General features: G+C 71.6%; 16 protein-coding genes. 8 read left to right on the top strand and 8 right to left on the bottom strand.

All coding sequences use genetic code 11. From position 1 onward, the window contains the following. The first annotated feature begins 63 nt into the window (after nucleotides 1–63). A complete protein-coding gene (locus H283_RS0103360) occupies nucleotides 64–444 on the top strand; it encodes a hypothetical protein (RefSeq protein ID WP_020142107.1) in 381 nt (126 codons plus the stop codon). A gap of 19 nt (nucleotides 445–463) precedes the next feature. Here H283_RS0103360 and H283_RS0103355 read toward each other — a convergent pair whose 3' ends face one another. From H283_RS0103355 to tdh, 3 genes are read right to left on the bottom strand one after another with little or no spacing between them, the layout of a single operon-like run. Next, nucleotides 464–841, bottom strand: coding sequence for a DUF2568 domain-containing protein (locus H283_RS0103355; RefSeq protein ID WP_020142106.1), 378 nt, complete (start codon nucleotides 839–841; stop codon nucleotides 464–466). Next, entirely contained in the window at nucleotides 838–1,485 is a 648-nt protein-coding gene (locus H283_RS0103350) for an alpha/beta fold hydrolase (RefSeq protein WP_020142105.1), read from the bottom strand. Before H283_RS0103350 ends, H283_RS0103355 begins: the two co-directional genes overlap by 4 nt. 2 nt (nucleotides 1,486–1,487) lie before the next feature. Beyond that, complete coding sequence (gene tdh / locus H283_RS0103345; RefSeq protein ID WP_020142104.1) at nucleotides 1,488–2,525, bottom strand: L-threonine 3-dehydrogenase; 1,038 nt, start codon at nucleotides 2,523–2,525, stop codon at nucleotides 1,488–1,490. 32 nt (nucleotides 2,526–2,557) lie between these two features. Here tdh and H283_RS0103340 point away from each other — a divergent pair, with 32 nt between their 5' ends. Further along, on the top strand, nucleotides 2,558–3,058 hold the full coding sequence (locus tag H283_RS0103340; protein WP_156022938.1) for a Fur family transcriptional regulator: 501 nt from the start codon (nucleotides 2,558–2,560) through the stop codon (nucleotides 3,056–3,058). A 2-nt stretch (nucleotides 3,059–3,060) separates the two neighbouring features. Here H283_RS0103340 and H283_RS0103335 read toward each other — a convergent pair whose 3' ends face one another. Genes H283_RS0103335 through H283_RS0103320 form a run of 4 tightly spaced genes read right to left on the bottom strand, consistent with a single transcriptional unit; the run spans nucleotide 3,061 to nucleotide 8,445 of the window. Further along, complete coding sequence (locus H283_RS0103335) at nucleotides 3,061–5,262, bottom strand: alpha-galactosidase (protein WP_020142102.1); 2,202 nt, start codon at nucleotides 5,260–5,262, stop codon at nucleotides 3,061–3,063. Nucleotide 5,263: 1 nt separating this feature from the next. Beyond that, nucleotides 5,264–6,181: a carbohydrate ABC transporter permease gene (locus H283_RS0103330; RefSeq protein ID WP_020142101.1), complete on the bottom strand. Its 918-nt coding sequence runs from the start codon at nucleotides 6,179–6,181 to the stop codon at nucleotides 5,264–5,266. A 1-nt stretch (nucleotide 6,182) separates the two neighbouring features. Then, complete coding sequence (locus H283_RS0103325; protein WP_020142100.1) at nucleotides 6,183–7,076, bottom strand: carbohydrate ABC transporter permease; 894 nt, start codon at nucleotides 7,074–7,076, stop codon at nucleotides 6,183–6,185. Nucleotides 7,077–7,092: 16 nt separating this feature from the next. Continuing rightward, on the bottom strand, nucleotides 7,093–8,445 hold the full coding sequence (locus H283_RS0103320; RefSeq protein ID WP_020142099.1) for an ABC transporter substrate-binding protein: 1,353 nt from the start codon (nucleotides 8,443–8,445) through the stop codon (nucleotides 7,093–7,095). A gap of 362 nt (nucleotides 8,446–8,807) precedes the next feature. Here H283_RS0103320 and H283_RS0103315 point away from each other — a divergent pair, with 362 nt between their 5' ends. The 6 genes from H283_RS0103315 to H283_RS0103290 are packed head-to-tail and all read left to right on the top strand — an operon-like array spanning nucleotide 8,808 to nucleotide 16,740. Continuing rightward, the gene (locus tag H283_RS0103315) at nucleotides 8,808–10,805 is read left to right on the top strand and encodes a beta-galactosidase (RefSeq protein ID WP_020142098.1); all 1,998 of its coding nucleotides are present in this window, start codon (nucleotides 8,808–8,810) and stop codon (nucleotides 10,803–10,805) included. 2 nt (nucleotides 10,806–10,807) lie between these two features. Then, the gene (locus H283_RS0103310) at nucleotides 10,808–11,584 is read left to right on the top strand and encodes a DeoR/GlpR family DNA-binding transcription regulator (RefSeq protein WP_020142097.1); all 777 of its coding nucleotides are present in this window, start codon (nucleotides 10,808–10,810) and stop codon (nucleotides 11,582–11,584) included. After that, a complete protein-coding gene (gene galT, locus H283_RS0103305; RefSeq protein WP_020142096.1) occupies nucleotides 11,584–12,711 on the top strand; it encodes a galactose-1-phosphate uridylyltransferase in 1,128 nt (375 codons plus the stop codon). Before H283_RS0103310 ends, galT begins: the two co-directional genes overlap by 1 nt. Continuing rightward, a complete protein-coding gene (gene galK, locus H283_RS0103300) occupies nucleotides 12,708–13,892 on the top strand; it encodes a galactokinase (RefSeq protein WP_020142095.1) in 1,185 nt (394 codons plus the stop codon). The genes galT and galK overlap by 4 nt, the downstream gene beginning before the upstream one ends. A 26-nt stretch (nucleotides 13,893–13,918) precedes the next feature. Continuing rightward, nucleotides 13,919–15,295 (top strand): MFS transporter, encoded by a 1,377-nt coding sequence (locus H283_RS0103295; protein WP_020142094.1) that lies wholly within the window; start codon nucleotides 13,919–13,921, stop codon nucleotides 15,293–15,295. Beyond that, nucleotides 15,292–16,740, top strand: a complete 1,449-nt coding sequence (locus tag H283_RS0103290) for an aminotransferase class V-fold PLP-dependent enzyme (RefSeq protein WP_020142093.1) — start codon at nucleotides 15,292–15,294, stop codon at nucleotides 16,738–16,740. Before H283_RS0103295 ends, H283_RS0103290 begins: the two co-directional genes overlap by 4 nt. Before the next feature lie 87 nt (nucleotides 16,741–16,827). On the opposite strand, the gene H283_RS0103285 is transcribed toward H283_RS0103290, so the two are convergent. Continuing rightward, nucleotides 16,828–17,472 carry a superoxide dismutase gene (locus H283_RS0103285; RefSeq protein ID WP_043647930.1) on the bottom strand — a complete coding sequence of 215 codons (645 nt, stop codon included), beginning with the start codon at nucleotides 17,470–17,472 and terminating at the stop codon, nucleotides 16,828–16,830. Between the last annotated feature and the right edge of the window lie 8 nt (nucleotides 17,473–17,480).

Raw genomic sequence — 17,480 nt, 5'->3', positions numbered from 1 at the left:
GGTTTGCGCCCGGTCACCCCCGGGCCGATCCCCCTCCATCCCCCACCCTCAGGGAACGCTCTCGTGCTCCGACGCCTCACCCTCGCCTGCGCCACGGCCGCCCTCGCCCTCACCCTCACGGCCTGCGGTGGCAGCTCGCCCGCCTCGTCCCCCGAGGCCGCCGCGCACCCGGACTGGGCCGTCGTCGCCGAGCTCGTCTGCCCGTCGAGCGGTGACACGCAGGGGTCCCTGGCCGAGCACAAGATCACGTGCACGGGAGCGCAGGGCAAGCCGCTCGAGGCGGCCTTCTACGACCAGGCCGTCGAGCTCGACCGCAGGGTCAGCACGTTCGAGTGCGCGAACGGCGTGAAGTCCGTGGCGGGCAAGAACTGGATGGTCCCGGCCGTGACGGACGAGAAGGTCGTCGCCAAGCTGCTCGACGTCGGCGGCATCAACCTCTGCTGAGCCCCGTCGACCCCGCACCTCAGGACGACGAAGGAGACGTCTTCCGGCGTGCGAAGGGACCGAACCACGTCAGCGCCGTGTTGACGACGACGACCACGGCGACCACCACGGCCCACGCGAGCGGCAGGACCGCGAAGGCCGCGACCGCAGCGCCTCCGAGCACGACCACCTTCGTCAGGACGCCGAGCACGGGCACCTGCACGACGGCCCGTGGCGCCGCGAAGAGTCCCCAGAGGGTGACGGCGGCCGTCGGGACGAGGACCCCGCCGAGCACGTGGGCGGCGGTGGTGGTCCCGAGCGTGGCGCCCCAGACAGCGAGCAGGACGACCGCCAGCACCTCGACGCCGAAGGCGATGACGTCATTGGCGTTGACACCGGCGACGGAGCGCGCCGTCACGGGTCCGGCTCGTCGAGGAAGGCGTGCGTGAGGTCCGCGAGCTCGCGCGCCGACTCGGTGTTGACGAGCGACCCGGCCCCGTCGATGACCTGCAGACGCGCGCTCGGCAGGTGCTGCGACAGCTCCTGCGCCGCGACGATCCCGGCCTTGTCCCTCGACCCGGCGACGAGGAGCACCGGCGCCGTGACGGCACGCAGCGACTCCGTGCCGTCGAAGCCCTTGAGCGCGTCGAGGACCGCGAGCATCCTCGGCCGTGACACCCCGGCGTCGACGAGCCTGCTCTCCGGGACGAGCCGCATCGCGAGCCGCTGCATCCGCAGGGCTCCCCTGCCCGGGCGCACGAGCGCACCGCCGAGGACGAGACGCCCGACGAGCTCCGGCCGCTCGACGGCGAGGCGCAGCGCGACGCTCGCACCGACCGAGACCCCGACGAAGTCGGCCTGCTTGACGCCCTGGAGCTCGAGCTCGTCGGCGACGCCCGACGCCGCGTCGCCGAGGTCGAAGCCGACAGGGTCCTTGGGCTTGAGCCCCTTCATCCATGGCGCGGTCATCGGCCGGCCGGCGCCGTAGGCCGACACGAAGTCCTGCCACGCGATCGGTGACTGGCCGAGACCGTGGAGCAGGACGAGCGGGCGAGGAGCCACGGTCAGCTCCAGTCGAGGACGACCTTGCCGCACTGGCCGGACCGGGCGGTCTCGAAGGCCTCCTCCCACTGCTCGGCAGGGAAGCGGTGGGTGATGACCTGGGCGACGGCGGAACGGAAGCGCTCGGACGTCGCGATCATCTGCGACATGGCGTACCACGTGTCGTACATCTCGCGGCCGTAGATGCCCTTGAGCGTGATCATGTGGGTGATGACCTTGCCCCAGTCGAGCTCGTAGGACTGGTGCGGCAGGCCGAGCAGGGCGATGCGCCCGCCGTGGTTCATGTTGGCGATCATGTCGGTGACGGCCGGCGCGGCACCGGACATCTCGAGCCCGATGTCGAAGCCCTCCTTCATGCCGAGGTGGGCCTGTGCGTCGGCGAGGCTCTCGCGCGTCACGTTGATCGTCAGGTCGGCCCCGGCGTGCTCGGCGAGCGCGAGGCGGTAGTCGCTCGCGTCGGTGACCACGACGTAACGGGCGCCTGCGTGGCGGGCGATCGCGGCCGCCATGACGCCGATGGGGCCGGCCCCGGTGATGACGACGTCCTCGCCGACCATCGGCCACTGCAGGGCCGTGTGGGTGGCGTTGCCGAGCGGGTCGAAGACGGCCCCGAGGTCGGGATCGAGGTCGGCGGGCTGGATCCACGCGTTGCTGGCGGGGATGACGACGTAGTCGGCGAAGGCGCCGTCGCGGTTGACGCCGATGCCCTCGGTGCGGATGCAGAGGTGGCGCCGGCCGGCGCGGCAGTTGCGGCAGCGGCCGCAGACGATGTGGCCCTCGCCCGACGCGCGGTCACCGACCGAGATGCCGGTCACGTCCTCGCCGATCTCGACGACCTCGCCGTAGAACTCGTGCCCGATGACGAGGGGCGGGGTGACGGTCGAGGCCGCCCAGTCGTCCCAGCCGGCGAGGTGCAGGTCGGTGCCGCAGAGGCCCGCCCGCAGGACGCGGATCTTGACGTCGGCGGGCCCGCACTCGGGCTCGGGACGGTCGACGAGCGAGAGGCCGGGGCCTGCGGTCAGCTTGGTGAGTGCGCGCACGGGGAGAGTCTGCCACTGCCGATAATGGGAGCGTGCCCCCCTCTGCCGAGAGCCCCGCCCCGAGCCCCCGGGTGGCCGCCGCCGTCGCGCGGCTGCGGTCTGCCGGTGAGCGCCTCACCCCGGCGCGGTATGCCGTCCTGCACGTCGTCGACGCCGCCGACCTCGCCGACGAGCACCTCACGGCCGAGCAGATCGGCACGCGCGTGGCCGACGTCGAGCCGAGCGTGCACCGGGCCACCGTCTATCGCACGCTGACCGCGCTCGTCGAGACCGGCGTCCTCTCGCACGTGCACCTCGGCGGCACGGCGACGGTCTACCACCTCACCGAGCCGCCGCCCGCGGAGCAGCACGAGCACGACGCCCACGACCACGGACACGCCCACGTCCAGTGCCACGTCTGCGGGCGTGTCCTCGACGTGGCACCGGACGTGTTCGACGAGGTGGCCGCGCGGCTGCGCGCCGACCTCGGCTTCACCCTCGACACCGGTCACGCGGCCCTGCTCGGCAGGTGCCGCGACTGCCGGACCCCCTGACCTCAGACGGCGCGGACGTCGAGGAGGTAGCCCTGGGCCGGGCCCATGATCGGAACCGGCAGACCGACGGTCGTCAGGACCGACCCCGGGACGACGACGCCGCCCTCGCCGAGGGCCGGCTCCCACCAGCCGGGTGGGGTGTTCTGCACGACCGCGGGGAGGCCGGCCTCGGGACGGACACGGACGGCATACGAGCGGCTCGCGTCGAGGCCCGGCAGCGGCAGCGCCCCGGTCGCGGCGTCGCGACCGGTCACGAGACGGGCCACGGTGTAGGCCGCCCGGCTCTGGTCGCCGTCGACGGTACCCGTGACGATGACCGTGCCGTCGGGGCTCTCGGAGCGCACGAGGTCGCCGGTGTGGAGCACCGGGCGCAGCTCGCGCGCGAGCGCGGTCCAGGCCGTCAGCGCCTCGAGCTCCTCGTCGGAGCACTCGGTGATGTCCCACTCGAGACCGGCGTGACCCTGGAGCGCCATGAGCGTGCGGAAGCCGAGGTCGACGGTGCGGTGCGTCGTGTGGGCCGTGGCCGGCCCGACGTGGGTGCCCATGAGCTCGGCCGGCACGAGCAGGCTCGTCCACCGCTGGATCGTCGCCCGCTCGAGCGCGTCGTTGCAGTCGCTCGTCCAGATGCGGTCGGTGCGGTCGAGCACGGCCAGGTCGACGCGCGCGCCGCCGCTGCTGCACGACTCGATCTCGAGCTGCGGGTGACGCGCCCGGAGGTCGTCGAGCAGGCGGTAGAAGGCGAGCGTGTGCGCGTGCACGGCAGGCGCGTCGACGAGGCGCCCCGTCGGGCCCTCGACGGTGTGCACGGCCTCCAGCAGGTCCCGGTTGTGGTCCCACTTGATGTAGTCGATGCCGATGTCGGTGACGAGCCCGCTGATCCGCGCGAGCAGCTGCTCGCGCGCGGCGTCGTGCGTCAGGTCGAGCAGCTGCTGCCAGCGCCACTCGCGCGGCGAGCCGGCGGCCGGGCGGAGCACCCACTCCGGGTGCTCCCGCACGAGGTCGCTGTCCTCGTTGACCATCTCGGGCTCGAACCACAGCCCGAACTCGAGGCCGAGGCCCTTGACGTGGTCGACGAGCGCGCCCATGCCGTCGGGCCACACGTCGGTGGAGACGACCCAGTCGCCGAGACCGGCGCGGTCGTGACGACGCCCGCCGAACCAGCCGTCGTCGAGGACGAAGCGTTCGACGCCGATGCGGGATGCCGTGTCCGCCAAGGCTTTCAGGTGCTCGAGGTCGGTCTCGAAGTAGACGGCCTCCCACGTGTTGAGCACGACGGGACGCGGCCGCGACGGGTGGCCGGCGCGGGCCCGGAGGCTGCGGTGGAGGCGGCGCGAGAGGCCGTCGAGCCCCTCGGTCGAGTGCAGGAAGACGACGGTCGGGGCCGCATACGACTCCCCCGGCGCGAGCCGCACCTCGCCGGGAGCGAGCAGCTCACCCCCGCCGATGACGGCGTGGTGGCGACCGGCACCCTCGGGCAGGGCCTCGACGAGGTGCTCGTGGTCGCCGCTCCAGGCGGTGTGCACGGCCCAGACCTCGCCCGAGCGCCAGTCGAACCCGGCCGTGCCGGCCATCATGAGCAGCGTCGCGTCGTGGCCGGTGCGGCCGCGGCGGCTGGCGCGCAGGTGGGTGCCGTGGTCGAGGCGACTGCGCTGCGGCGAGCGCTCGCGGCACCAGCGGCCGGTGAGGTCGAGCACCTCGTCGGCGCGCAGGGGCAGCGGCAGGATCGCGCGCAGCGCCGAGACGTCGAGCGGGGCGGCGTCCTCGCCCGTGTTGGTCACCGACGCGTCGACGCGGAGCACGCCGTGCTCGTCCAGGGCGTGCCGCAGCTCGAGGCGTATGCCGTCCGGCGAGCTCGCGCGCGTCACGACCTCTCCGTTCGCGACCTCGGAGGTCACGTCGTGCCAGCGCACGGCCCCCGCGGAGCCGGCGCGGTGGCCGGCCCAGCCGGGCGTGCCCGACCAGCCGTCGGCCTCACCGGGGAGCACGGTGAGCGGCCACGGCACGTCGAGCGCGCTGTGGCCGACGGGAGCGAGCGTCAGCGCGGGGAGGGCGGCATACGTGCTCGCCCCGCCCTCGAGCGCGGGTCCCCAGTGGATGACCTCGGGCAGCCCGGTGCCGCCGGGGCGCGGCTCGAGCACGAGCGCGGTCCCGGCGGACTCCAGGTGGACGGTGGACGGGGTGGACTGGTCGGTCAGGTCGGTCACGTCATCCCTTGGTCGCGCCGAGCGTCAGGCCGGCCACGAAGTGTCGTTGGAGCACGAAGAAGATCACGAGGGTCGGGATCGCGACGATCATCGACCCGGCGGCCACGAGGTTGTTGTCCGTGAAGAACTGGCCCCGCAGGTTGTTGAGCGAGCTCGTCACCGGGAACTTGTCGCCCTGCTGGAGCAGCACCGTGGCCCAGAAGAACTCGTTGTAGATCCACGTCGTCTGGAGCACCGCGAGTGCGGCCAGGGCCGGTCGGCACAGCGGAAGCGTGATCTGGAAGAACTGCCGCGTCACGCTCGCCCCGTCGATGACGGCCGACTCGTAGAGCTCCTTCGGCAGCGCCTTCATGTAGTTGCTGAGCACGAAGGCGCAGAAGCCGATCTGGAAGGCCATGTTGACGAGGATCAGGCCGACGAAGCTGTTGAGCAGGGTGCCCGAGTCGCTGATCCACAGGGGCACCTCGATGGCGCGGAACATCCGGTAGACCGGGATGAGCAGCGCCTGGGGCGGCAGCAGGTTCGCTGCGAGGAAGAAGCCGAGCAGCGCGAGGTTGAACTTGAACGAGAAGCGCGCGACGACGAAGGCCACGCAGCACGACAGGAACAGCGTGAGGATGACCGCGGGGATCGTGATGATCGCCGAGTTCGTGAAGTGCAGCCCGAAGTCGGCCTGCTGCCACGCGTTCGTGTAGTTGTCGAGCGTGAACCCGCCCCACGAGACGTAGCCGTTCTTCGCCGTGAAGGCGTAGTCGCGGAACGAGTTGATGAGCGCGAGGAGCAGCGGGAACAGCCAGATCAGCGAGATCAGGGTGAGCATGACCGGCAGCAGCCAGCGACGGCCGGACTGCGGGCCCCCCTCGTGCGGCTTGAGCAGCGCCTGGCTGCGCTCCTGCACCGGGTCGGTGGCGAGGGACATGTCAGTCCTCCTTCATGGCGATGCGCAGGTAGATGAAGACGAGCACGCTCGAGATGAGCAGCATGATCGTCGCGAGCGCCGACCCGAAGCCGATGCGGCTCGCCTCGCCGACGACGTTCTGGGTCACGAGCGTCGAGATCAGCTCGAGGCCGTTGCGGCCCTTGTTGATGACCCACACGAGGTCGAAGGCACGCAGCGACTCGATGAAGGTGACGACGAGGACGATGATGTTGATCGGCCGCATCACCGGGAAGACGACCTTGAAGAACGTCTGCGACTCGCTCGCACCGTCGATCTTGGCCGCCTCGCGCAGCGACGGGTCGACGCCCTTGAGACCGGCCAGGTAGAGCAGCATGATGTAGCCCGCGTGGCGCCAGCTCGCGGCCACGAGGGCGGCCCACAGGTTGACGTTCGGGTCGCCGTACCAGTCGGTCGTGCCACCCGTGATCGCGTTGATCAGCCCCTGGTCGCGCGAGTAGATGAGCTGCCAGATGAAGCCGATGAGGGCCAGTGACAGCACGACCGGCAGGTAGATGCTCGTCTGGTAGAACCGCGTGCCCGCCACGCCCCGGTCGACGAGCACGGCGAAGAGCATGCCGAGCGGCGTCGCGACGAGGAACATCACGGCGAGCCAGATCAGGTTGTGCTGGATGGCCGGCCAGAACGGCGGGTAGATCGTCGCGATGTCCCGGTAGTTCTGCAGCCCCACCGACTTGATGCCGGAGAGCGGCCCGATCCCGTCCCAGTTGGTGAAGGAGAGCAGGACCGAGCCGATCGCCGGCAGCCAGACGAGCCACAGGACGATGAGGGTCGGCACGATGACCATGAGCGACACGACGACCTTGTCGCGTGTCGACAGCTGGTCGATACCCTTGTACTTGCGCTTGCTCGCCATGGCGGCTCGCCTCCCGTCAGGAACCGAAGATGCTCTTCTTCTGGGCCTCGATGCTCGTGAGGAGACCGTCGATGTCCTTGGGGTTCTTGATGAAGCTCTGGATCGCCGGGATCATCACCGTCGACGCGAAGTCGGGGCGGGTGTCGCGGTCCATGAACTGCGCGATCGACTTGGCCGACTTCACGTACTCCAGCGACTTCTTCTGCAGGGCCGTGTAGCCGCTCGTGTCGGCCGTCTGGTTGGTGGCGATGACGCTCGGGTCGGCCTTGAGCGCCAGCAGCTGCGCCTCGGGCTGGGAGATGTACTGGAGCAGCTTCTTCGCGCCGCCCTCGTTCTTCGGCTTGGCGCTCATCATGTAGCCGTCGATGGGTGCCTCGATGGCGTCGGTGCCGATCGTCGAGTCGATCTCCGGGAAGGTGAAGAAGTCGAGGTCGTCCTGCTCGGCGCCCTTGGTGAACTGCTGGGCGAGGAACGAGCCGAGGACGTACATGCCGGACTTCTTCTGCTGGAGCGACTGGGCCGCCTCCTGCCACGTGCGACCGAGCGAGTCGGCCTGGTGCAGGGGGAGGATGCCGGCCCAGGTGTCGAAGACCTTCTTGACCTTGGGGTCGGTCCAGGACTCCTTGCCCGCCATCAGGCTGACGTGGAAGTCGTAGCCGTTGACGCGCAGGTTGATCTGGTCGAACGTGCCCATCGCGGGCCAGCCGTCCTTGTCGCCGAAGGCGATCGGGGCCAGCCCGTCCTTCTTCATCTGGGCGCCGAGGGCGTTGAGGTCGTCGAGGGTCTTGGGAACCTCGTAGCCCTTCTCCTGGAAGAGGCTCTTGCGGTAGAAGACCGCCCACGGGTAGTTCGTGATCGGCACGAAGTACTGCTTGCCGTCGGCGGCGGTCGAGGCCTTCTTGAGGGCGTCGGACATGCCGGTGATGTTCTTCCACACGTCGGAGATGTCGCCGACGAGACCCTTCTCCGCGAAGAACTGCATGCGGTAGCCGGCGAACCACGTGAAGACGTCGTCGGGCGAGCCCTGCAGGTAGTTGTTGATGTTCTCCTGGAAGGAGTTGTGGTCGACGGTGTTGATCTTGACCGTCGTGCCGGGGTTGGCCTTGGCGAACGCGTCCATGTAGGACTGCACGGCGGCCTTCGGCACGGCGTCCGACTGGTTGGAGCCGACGGTCACGGTGCCGGTGACGGCCCCCGTCGGCACGCCGGTGCTGCCCGTGCTGCCGGAGCTGCAGGCGGCGAGGCCGCCGGCTCCGAGCAGGGCGCCGACGCCGAGGGCGCCACGCAGCAGGGTCCGACGGTCGACGCCGCGGACGGAGGGGGGAACCATGCGGGCCAGGTACTCGGCCTCGCTCGAGGGGCGGGTCATTGCGGTCTCCTTTGACGCTGTGCCGGGTTCGTTGTCGATAGGAAGCGACAGAGTCGAACATCTGCCACCAGAAACCTTCAACAACAAACAGAGGATGTCGGCGCCCGGTGGCGCTGTCAAGGGATTCGTCGAGACCCACAGCCCGCTGGGACCGAACCGAGACCTTCCCAGGGCGCTGACCTCCGGCTTTACACCGTTGTAACGCGATTCGCGCCGCACGGGGAGGACCTCCACCGGCCCGTCCGGACCGCGCCGACCGCGTCCCACGGGCCGAGACCGTCGGCACGACATCCGCACATCGCCAGGTCGGATGTGTTTGAAAATGTTGACATCGCGGCGAGCAAAGCGACACCCTGTCTCCCATGCGCTCATGGCCGACGAAGACCCTGGCACTCGGTGGCGACTACAACCCCGAGCAGTGGCCCCGCCCCGTCTGGGACGAGGACATCGAGCTGATGCGGCGTGCCAACGTGTCGTTCGTCAGCCTCGGCATCTTCTCGTGGAGCTGGCTCGAGCCGGCCAAGGGCGAGTACGAGTTCGAGTGGCTCGACACGATCCTCGACAAGCTCCACGCCGGCGGCATCGCCGTCGACCTCGCCACGGCCACGGCCACCCCGCCCCCGTGGCTCTCGGCCGCCCACCCCGAGATCCTGCCCGTCGACGTCGACGGCCACACCCTCTGGCCGGGCAGCCGCCAGACGTGGTGCCCGACGTCGCCCGTCTTCCGTGAGTACGCCGTCGCGCTCACCCGGCAGCTGGCGACGCGCTACCACGAGCACCCGGCCGTCGCGATGTGGCACGTCTCCAACGAGTACGCGTGCCACAACCTGCCCTGCTACTGCGACGAGTGCGCGCGCCACTTCCGCACCTGGCTGCAGCGCCGCTACCCCGGGCTCGAGGCCCTCAACGACGCGTGGGGCACGGCCTTCTGGAGCCAGCGCTACACCGACTGGGGCCAGATCCTGCCGCCGCGCCGGTCGACGACGTTCAACAACCCGACCCACGTGCTCGACTACAAGCGGTTCAGCTCCGACGCGCTCCTCGACCACATGCGCGCCGAGCGCGCCGTCCTCGACGAGCTCTCCCCCGGCGTCCCCGTGACGACGAACTTCATGACGCTCGACCACTTCCGCCACCTCGACTACTCGCAGTGGACGCCCACCGTCGACGTCGTCAGCACCGACCACTACCTCGTCGACACGCTCGAGCACCCGCGCGCCGAGCTCGCCTACAGCGGCGACCTGACCCGCGGCCTCGCGGGAGGCGCGCCGTGGATGCTCATGGAGCACTCGACGAGCGCGGTCAACTGGCAGCCGACCAACCACGCCAAGGACTTCGGCCAGACGATCCGCGACGCCCTGGCCCACGTGGCCCGCGGCGCCGACACCATCGGGTGGTTCCAGTGGCGCCAGTCCCGCGCCGGTTCGGAGAAGTTCCACAGCGCCCTCGTCCCGCACGCCGGTGCCGACAGCGCGCGCTTCCGCGAGGTCGAGGAGCTCGGCCGGATCGCCGGCCGCCTCGGCGAGCTCGTCGGCAGCCGCGTCGAGTCCCGGGTCGCGATCCTCCATGACTACCAGGCGATCTGGGCCGCCGAGGGTCCGTGCATGCCGAGCTCCGAGCTCGACGCCCTGACTGCCGCGCAGGCGATCCACCGCGCACTCCACGACCGCGGGGTCACGGCGGACGTCGTGCACCCCTCGGCCGACCTCACGGCATACGCCCTCGTCGTCGTGCCGCAGCTCTACCTCGTCACCGACGAGCACGCGGCGGCCGTCGCCGCGGCTGCCGAGGCGGGCGCCGAGGTGCTCGTCACGTACTTCTCCGGCATCAGCGACGAGAACGACCACGTGCGCCTCGGGGGCTACCCGGGAGCGTTCCGCGACCTGCTCGGCGTCCGCGTCGAGGAGTTCTTCCCGCTCGGCCCCGACGAGACCGTCGCGCTCGCCGACGGCACGGGGACGTGGTGGAGCGAGGACGTGACCGCGCTGCCCGGCACCGACGTGCTGACGACGTATGCCGCCGGGCCGCTCACGGGGCGCCCCGCGGTCACGCGTCGCGCGGGCACCGACGGCGCCGGATCCGCTTGGTACGTCAGCACGCTCCCTGACGACACCGCCCTCGGCGCGCTCCTCGACGACGTGCTCTCCGCCGCCGGAGTCGAGCCGACCGTCGCGGGCCTGCCCCGCGGCGTCGAGACGACGCGCCGCCGCAGCGACGAGGGCTCCTGGCTCTTCCTGCTCAACCACACCGATGCCGAGCACACCGTCGCCGCAACTGGGTACGACCTCGTGGCGGACGCCCCTGTCGACGGCAGCGTCCGCCTCGCCCCCGGTGGCGTGGCCGTGCTCAGGGAGGACTGACGATGCTCGCCAGCCAGCGGCGCTCCGTCATCCTCGAGCTCGTCGAGGAGTCCGGGGCCGTCAAGGTCTCGGACCTCGTCGAGCGTCTCGGCGTCTCCGACATGACGATCCGCCGCGACATCGAGCGCCTCTCGACCGACGGGCTGCTCGAGCGCGTGCACGGCGGAGCCCTGGCCCTCGGCGGCACCCGGAGCAGCGAGGAGCCCGGCTTCTCGGCCAAGTCGCTGCTCCAGCTCGCCCAGAAGCAGGCCATCGCCCGGGCCGCCGCGCAGCGGGTCGAGGCGGGCAGTGCCATCGGCATCTCCGCGGGGACGACGACCTACGAGCTGGCCCGCGCCGTCAAGGACGTCCCGCAGCTGACCGTCGTCACCAACTCGGTCCCGGTGGCCCAGCTGCTCCACGAGACCGGGGCGCCCGGCCAGACGGTCGTCCTCACCGGCGGCGTCCGCACCCCGTCCGACGCCCTCGTCGGCCCGGTCGCCGTGTCGGCCCTGCGCTCGCTGCACGTCGACCTGCTCTTCCTCGGCGCGCACGGCGTCGACGGCCGCACGGGCCTCACGACGCCCAACCTCGTCGAGTCCGAGACGAACCGCGCCCTCGTCGCGTCGGCGCGCCACGTCTGCCTCCTCGCCGACTCCTCGAAGTGGGGCACCGTGGGCCTCAGCACCTTCGCCGACCTCGCCGACGTCGACCTGTTCGTCACCGACGACGCCTTCCCCGAGCGGGCCCGCGAGGCCGCCCGCGAGAGCGTCGGCTCCCTCGAGATCGTGGAGGCATGATGCCCACCGAGAGCCGGACGGCCGCCCGTTTCACGACGAGGCACCTCGCCGACGGGCGCGAGATCATCTACGTCGACGAGCCGGGCACGGCCGAACGCACGGCCGAGGACCCGCGGCCCGTCGAGCCGCGCGTGCAGTCGGGCGAGCTGCGCCACGACGCGCTCGTCGACGACTGGGTCGCCGTCGCCGCGCACCGCCAGCACCGCACGTTCATGCCGCCCAAGGACGAGTGCCCGCTCTGCCCCGCCGGTCACGGGTCGGTGCCGTCGGAGATCCCCGAGCGCGACTACCAGGTCGTCGTCTTCGAGAACCGCTTCCCGTCGTATGCCGTCACCTCCGTCGGTGCCGACGTCCCCGACCCGACGGGGATCTTCGGCACGCGCCCGGCCGTCGGACGCTGCGAGGTCGTGTGCTTCACGAGCAACCACGAGTCGTCGTTCACGGACCTCCCGGTCGAGCGCGTGCGCACCGTCATCGACACGTGGGCCCAGCGCACCGAGGCCCTCGGTGCCCTGCCCGAGGTCGAGCACGTCTTCGCCTTCGAGAACCGCGGCCGCGAGATCGGCGTGACGCTCCCGCACCCGCACGGCCAGATCTACGCCTACCCGTACCTGCCCGACCGCACCAAGGCCCTGCTCGAGGCGGCGCGACGCCACCACGGGCGCACCGGTCGGCTCCTCGGCGCTGACATCCTGGCCGCCGAGCGGGCCGACGGCTCGAGGGTCGTCGTGTCGGGGACGCACTGGACGGCATACGTCCCCTTCGCGGCACGCTGGCCGGTCGAGGTGCACCTCGCCCCGCACCGCGACGTGCCCGACCTCGCCGCCCTCGACGACGACGAGCGCGACGAGCTGGCCGTCGTCTACCGCGACCTGCTCGGGCGCCTCGACCGCTACTACGTCGACGCGGACGGGTCACCCGTCAAGCTGCCCTACATCGCGGCGTGGCAGCAGGCCCCGGCGAAAACCGGGCGCGACGTCTCGCGGCTGCACCTGCAGCTCATGTCGGTCCTGCGTGGCCCGGGGCGCCTGAAGTTCCTCGCCGGGTCCGAGTCCGGCGTCGGCGGCTGGGTCAACGACGTCGCCCCCGAGAAGGCGGCCGCTCGTCTGCGCGAGGTCGCCCCGTGAGCGACCGCACCACCGACGAGGTCGTCGAGTCGGTCTCGGGAGCCTTCGCGCGCACGTTCGGCAACGCCCCGGCGGGCGTGTGGTCGGCGCCGGGCCGGGTCAACCTCATCGGCGAGCACACCGACTACAACGGTGGGCTGTGCCTGCCGATCGCGTTGCCGCAGCGGACGTATGCCGCCGTGTCCCGGCGCGACGACGGTGTCCTCCGCATGGCGTCCGTCCAGCAGGACGGCGTCGTCGAGGTGGCGCTCGAGGACGTCTCGCCCGAGCATCCGGGCGGCTGGGCCTCCTACGTCGCGGGAGTCCTCTGGGCCCTGCGCCGTGACGGTCTGGCCGTCGACGGCCTCGACGTGCTCGTCGACTCCACCGTGCCGCTCGGCGCCGGGCTGTCGAGCTCGGCCGCCCTCGAGTGCGCGGTCGCCGCGGCCGCGAGCGACCTCTTCGACCTCGACCTGCTCGCCTCCCCCGAGGGACGCGCCCGGCTCGCCGCACGCTGCGTCGAGGCCGAGAACGTCATCGCCGGCGCCCCGACGGGCGGCATGGACCAGTCGGCCGCGCTGCTCTGCGACGACGCCGCAGCCCTGCTGCTCGACTGCCGGTCCGGGGAGACGCGGCAGGTGCCCTTCGACCTCGACGCCGCGGGCTACGTCCTGCTCGTCACCGACACCAAGGCCGAGCACGCCCTCGTCGACGGCCAGTACGCCGCCCGACGTGACGCGTGCGAGGCGGCCGCCCGCGACCTCGGCGTCGAGACGCTGCGCGAGATCGGGCCCGCCGAGCTCGACGCCGCGCTCGGACAGCTCGGGTCCGACGAGGTGCGGCGCCGCGTCCGCCACGTCGTCACCGAGATCGAGCGCGTGACGCTCGCGGTGACGGCGCTCGAGGCGGGCGACCTCGACGAGGTCGGTCGGCTGTTCGACCTCTCGCACGCGTCGCTGCGCGACGACTACGAGGTCTCCTGCGACGAGCTGGACGTCGCGACGGCGACCGCTCGCTCGCACGGCGCCCTGGGCGCGCGGATGACCGGAGGCGGCTTCGGCGGCTCGTGCATCGCGATCGTCCGGGCGACCGACGCGGAGGCGGTGGCCGACGCCATCGCGGCCGCCTTCGACACGGCAGGCTTCGCGGCCCCGGTGTCGTTCACGGTGACCGCGTCCGGCCCGGCCGACCGCGACCGCTGACGCCCCGCGCTCACTAGGGTGCGTCCATGACCTCGGCGACGCCGCCCGCCCCCGGCACGACCCTTCCCGCTGCCGTGCGCCGGGGGTACGGCCTCGGGTCGGTGGCCACGGGGTCGTTCGGCACGGTGCCCGGCCTGCTCCTGCTGCCCTACCTCACCGACCGGCTCGGCGTGCCGGCCGCGGCCGCGGGCGTCATCGTCTTCGCACCCAAGGCCTGGGACGTCGTGCTCAACCCGATCGCGGGCCGCATCAGCGACCGGTCGACGCACCCCGACGGACGGCGGCGCCCCTTCCTCATCCGCGCCGGGCTGCTCCTCGCGGCGGCCTTCGCGCTCCTCTTCCTCGGACCGACCGCGCCGCAGTGGCTCGCCGCCGGCTGGGTGGCCGTGGCCTACCTCGCGTGCGCGACGGCCTACAGCTTCTTCCAGGTGCCCTACGTCGCGATGCCGGCCGAGATCACCGACGACTACGACGAGCGCACCCGGCTCATGACGTGGCGGGTCGCCATCCTCGCCCTCGCGATCCTCGTCAGCGGCGGGGCGTCGCCGGCCATCCGGGACGCTTTCGGTCCCGTCTGGGGCTACCGCGTCGTCGGCTTCTTCGTCGCCGCTCTCATCGCGCTCGGGGCCTACGGCGCGTGGCGGGGCACGCGCTCGGCGCCGGTCCGGACGGGCGTCACGACGAGCGCCACCTTCGGTGACCAGCTGCGGATCATCCGCTCCGACCGGCCGTTCCGCCTGCTGCTCACGACCTTCGTGCTCCAGGCCCTCGCGACCGGCGCGATGCTCGCGGGGGTCGACTACGTCTCCCGCTGGGTCATCGGGACCCCGCTCTCGGCGACGTTGCTCTTCGTCTGCTTCGTCGCGCCCGCCCTCGTCGTCACGCCGCTGTGGCAGCGCTTCGGCACGCACCGCGACAAGAAGGTCGGCTACCTGGTCGCGTCCCTCCTCCTCGGCGGCGGCGCGCTCGCCCTGGTGCTCGTGCGTTCCCTGCCCGAAGGTGTCGTCTACGCCTGCGTCGCCGTCGTCGGCGTCGGGTATGCCGGGGCGCAGATGTTCCCGCTCGCGATGCTCGCCGACGTCGCCAGCCGCACCGACGAGGCGCGCACGCGCGTCGGCCTCTACACCGGCGTGTGGACCGCGGGAGAGACGCTGGGCCTCGCGCTCGGACCGGCCGCGTATGCCGCCGTGCTGGCTCTCGGAGGCTACGTGTCCTCGACGGGATCGACCGTGCCGCAGTCGGACTCGGCCCTGACCGCGATCGCGCTCGGCTTCTCGCTCGTGCCCGCCGCCCTCGTCGCCGTCTCCCTGCTCGCCCTCCGAGCGTTCCCCCGATCGATGTATCCGCGCGTCACGGACGACGTGCAGCCACATCGAACCGATGACCGAGAGGAACCGCGATGACGATGGACCACGACGAGATCCGGGGCGCGCTGGAGGCGATGCGCGCCCGGGACCTGCCGACCCACGGTGGGCGCACCCTGGCCTACGTCTACGACTCCGGTCTGGCGTCGGCCGACGCCATCGGCCGAGAGGCCCTCGCGGCCTTCGCGTCGACGAACGGGCTCGACCCGACGGCCTTCCCGTCGCTGCTCCAGATGGAGAACGACCTCGTCGGCATCGCCGGTCGGCTCGTCGATGCCCCAACGGGATTCGCGGGCGTCGTCACGTCGGGTGGCACCGAGTCGATCCTGCTGGCCGTCCTGGCTGCCCGTGACGCGCGGCCCGAGATCACGGCTCCGCGGATGGTCCTCCCGACGACGGCACACGCGGCCTTCCACAAGGCCGCGCACTGGCTCCGGGTCGAGCCGGTCCTCGTCGACGTCGATCCCGTGACGAAGCGCGCCGACCCCGAGGCCATGGCCGCCGCCATCGACGACCGGACCGTCCTCGTCGTCGCGTCGGCGCCGTCCTACGCCCACGGCGTCATCGACCCGGTCGGGCCCATCGCCGCCGCGGCTGCGACCGCCGGGGTGCGGTGCCACGTCGATGCCTGCATCGGCGGCTGGGTGCTGCCCCACCTGCGCGACACCGATCCGGGCCAGCCGCCGTGGACGTTCGCCGTCGAGGGCGTGACGAGCCTGTCGCTCGACCTGCACAAGTACGCCTACACCCCCAAGGGCGTGTCGGTGCTGCTCCACGCCTCGGCCGACCTGCGCCGCACGCACCTCTTCGCATCGGCCCGGTGGCCGGGCTACACGATGCTCAACACGACGGCACAGTCGACGAAGTCCGGGGGTCCCGTGGCCGCCGCCTGGGCCGTCGTGCACCACATCGGCGCCGAGCGCTACACGTCGCTCGCCAGGGACGCTCGCACGGCCACGCTCGACCTGGCGGCCGCGGTGGACGGCATACCCGGTCTGTCGGTGGCGGCGCCCCCGGACTCCACGCTGCTCTCCCTCGTCACCGACGACTCGTGCGACGTCTTCACGATCAGCGACGAGATGCTGGACCGCGGGTGGTTCGTCCAGCCGCAGATGCGCTTCCGCGACCTGCCGGCCACCCTGCACCTCACGTTCAGCGCGGCGACAGCCGCGTCGTCGGACCTCATCGCGACGGACCTCGCGGCCGCAACGGCGGCGGCCCGCGTCTCCGGGCCGGCCACGGCTCCGGCCGAGCTCGTCGCGATGGCGTCGTCCATCGACCCCGCGACCCTCGACGAGGCGACGTTCACCGGGCTGCTCGCCGCCGCGGGCCTCGCCGGCGGTGACGGCGACCTCGTGCTGCCCGAGCGGATGGCTCCGGTCAACGCCCTGCTCGACGCACTGTCGCCGGCCCTGCGCGAGGTGCTGCTGCTCGGGGTCGTGGACCGCCTCGCCCGACCCACTGCGCCGACCGGATCGCCGTAGGCGACTGCCCTCGCACCTGACGACTGCTCTCGGCACGCGAGAGGGCGGGCACCTCACGGTGCCCGCCCTCGTCGTGTCGGATGTCGCTCAGCCGGGGATGATGAGTCCCTTGGTGGCCTTGGCGCGCTCGAGGCGAGCGGCGACGTCCTCCCAGTTGACGACGTTCCACCAGGCCTTGACGTAGTCGGCCTTGACGTTCTCGTACTGCAGGTAGAAGGCGTGCTCCCACATGTCGAGCTGGAGCAGCGGGATCTGGCCCACCGGGATGTTGCCCTGCTGGTCGAACAGCTGCATGATGTGCGGCCGCTCGGCGATGGTGTCCCACGCGAGGATCGACCAGCCGGAGCCCTGGATCGCGTTGGCGTTGGCGTTGAAGTGCGCCTGGAACTTCTCGAAGCCGCCGAAGTACTCGGTGATCGCCGCGGCGACCTCACCCTCGGGCTGGCCACCGCCGTCGGGGCTCATGTTCTTCCAGAAGACGGAGTGGTTCGTGTGTCCGCCGAGGTGGAAGGCGAGGTTCTTCTCCACACCGTTGAGGGCGGCGTAGTCGCCCGACTCGCGCAGCTCCTCCAGCTTGGTGACGGCGGCGTTGGCGCCGTCGACGTAGGCCTTGTGGTGCTTGCTGTGGTGCAGCTCCATGATGCGAGCGCTGATGTGGGGCTCGAGGGCGGCGTAGTCGTAGTCGAGCTCGGGAAGCGTGTAAGCCACTTGTCGTTCCTTTCTGGAGACCATCCGGCTCC

The sequence above is a fragment of the Terracoccus sp. 273MFTsu3.1 genome (assembly GCF_000383675.1).
Classification (GTDB): Bacteria; Actinomycetota; Actinomycetes; order Actinomycetales; family Dermatophilaceae; genus Terrabacter.
This window is presented reverse-complemented; position numbering and strand designations above follow the sequence as displayed.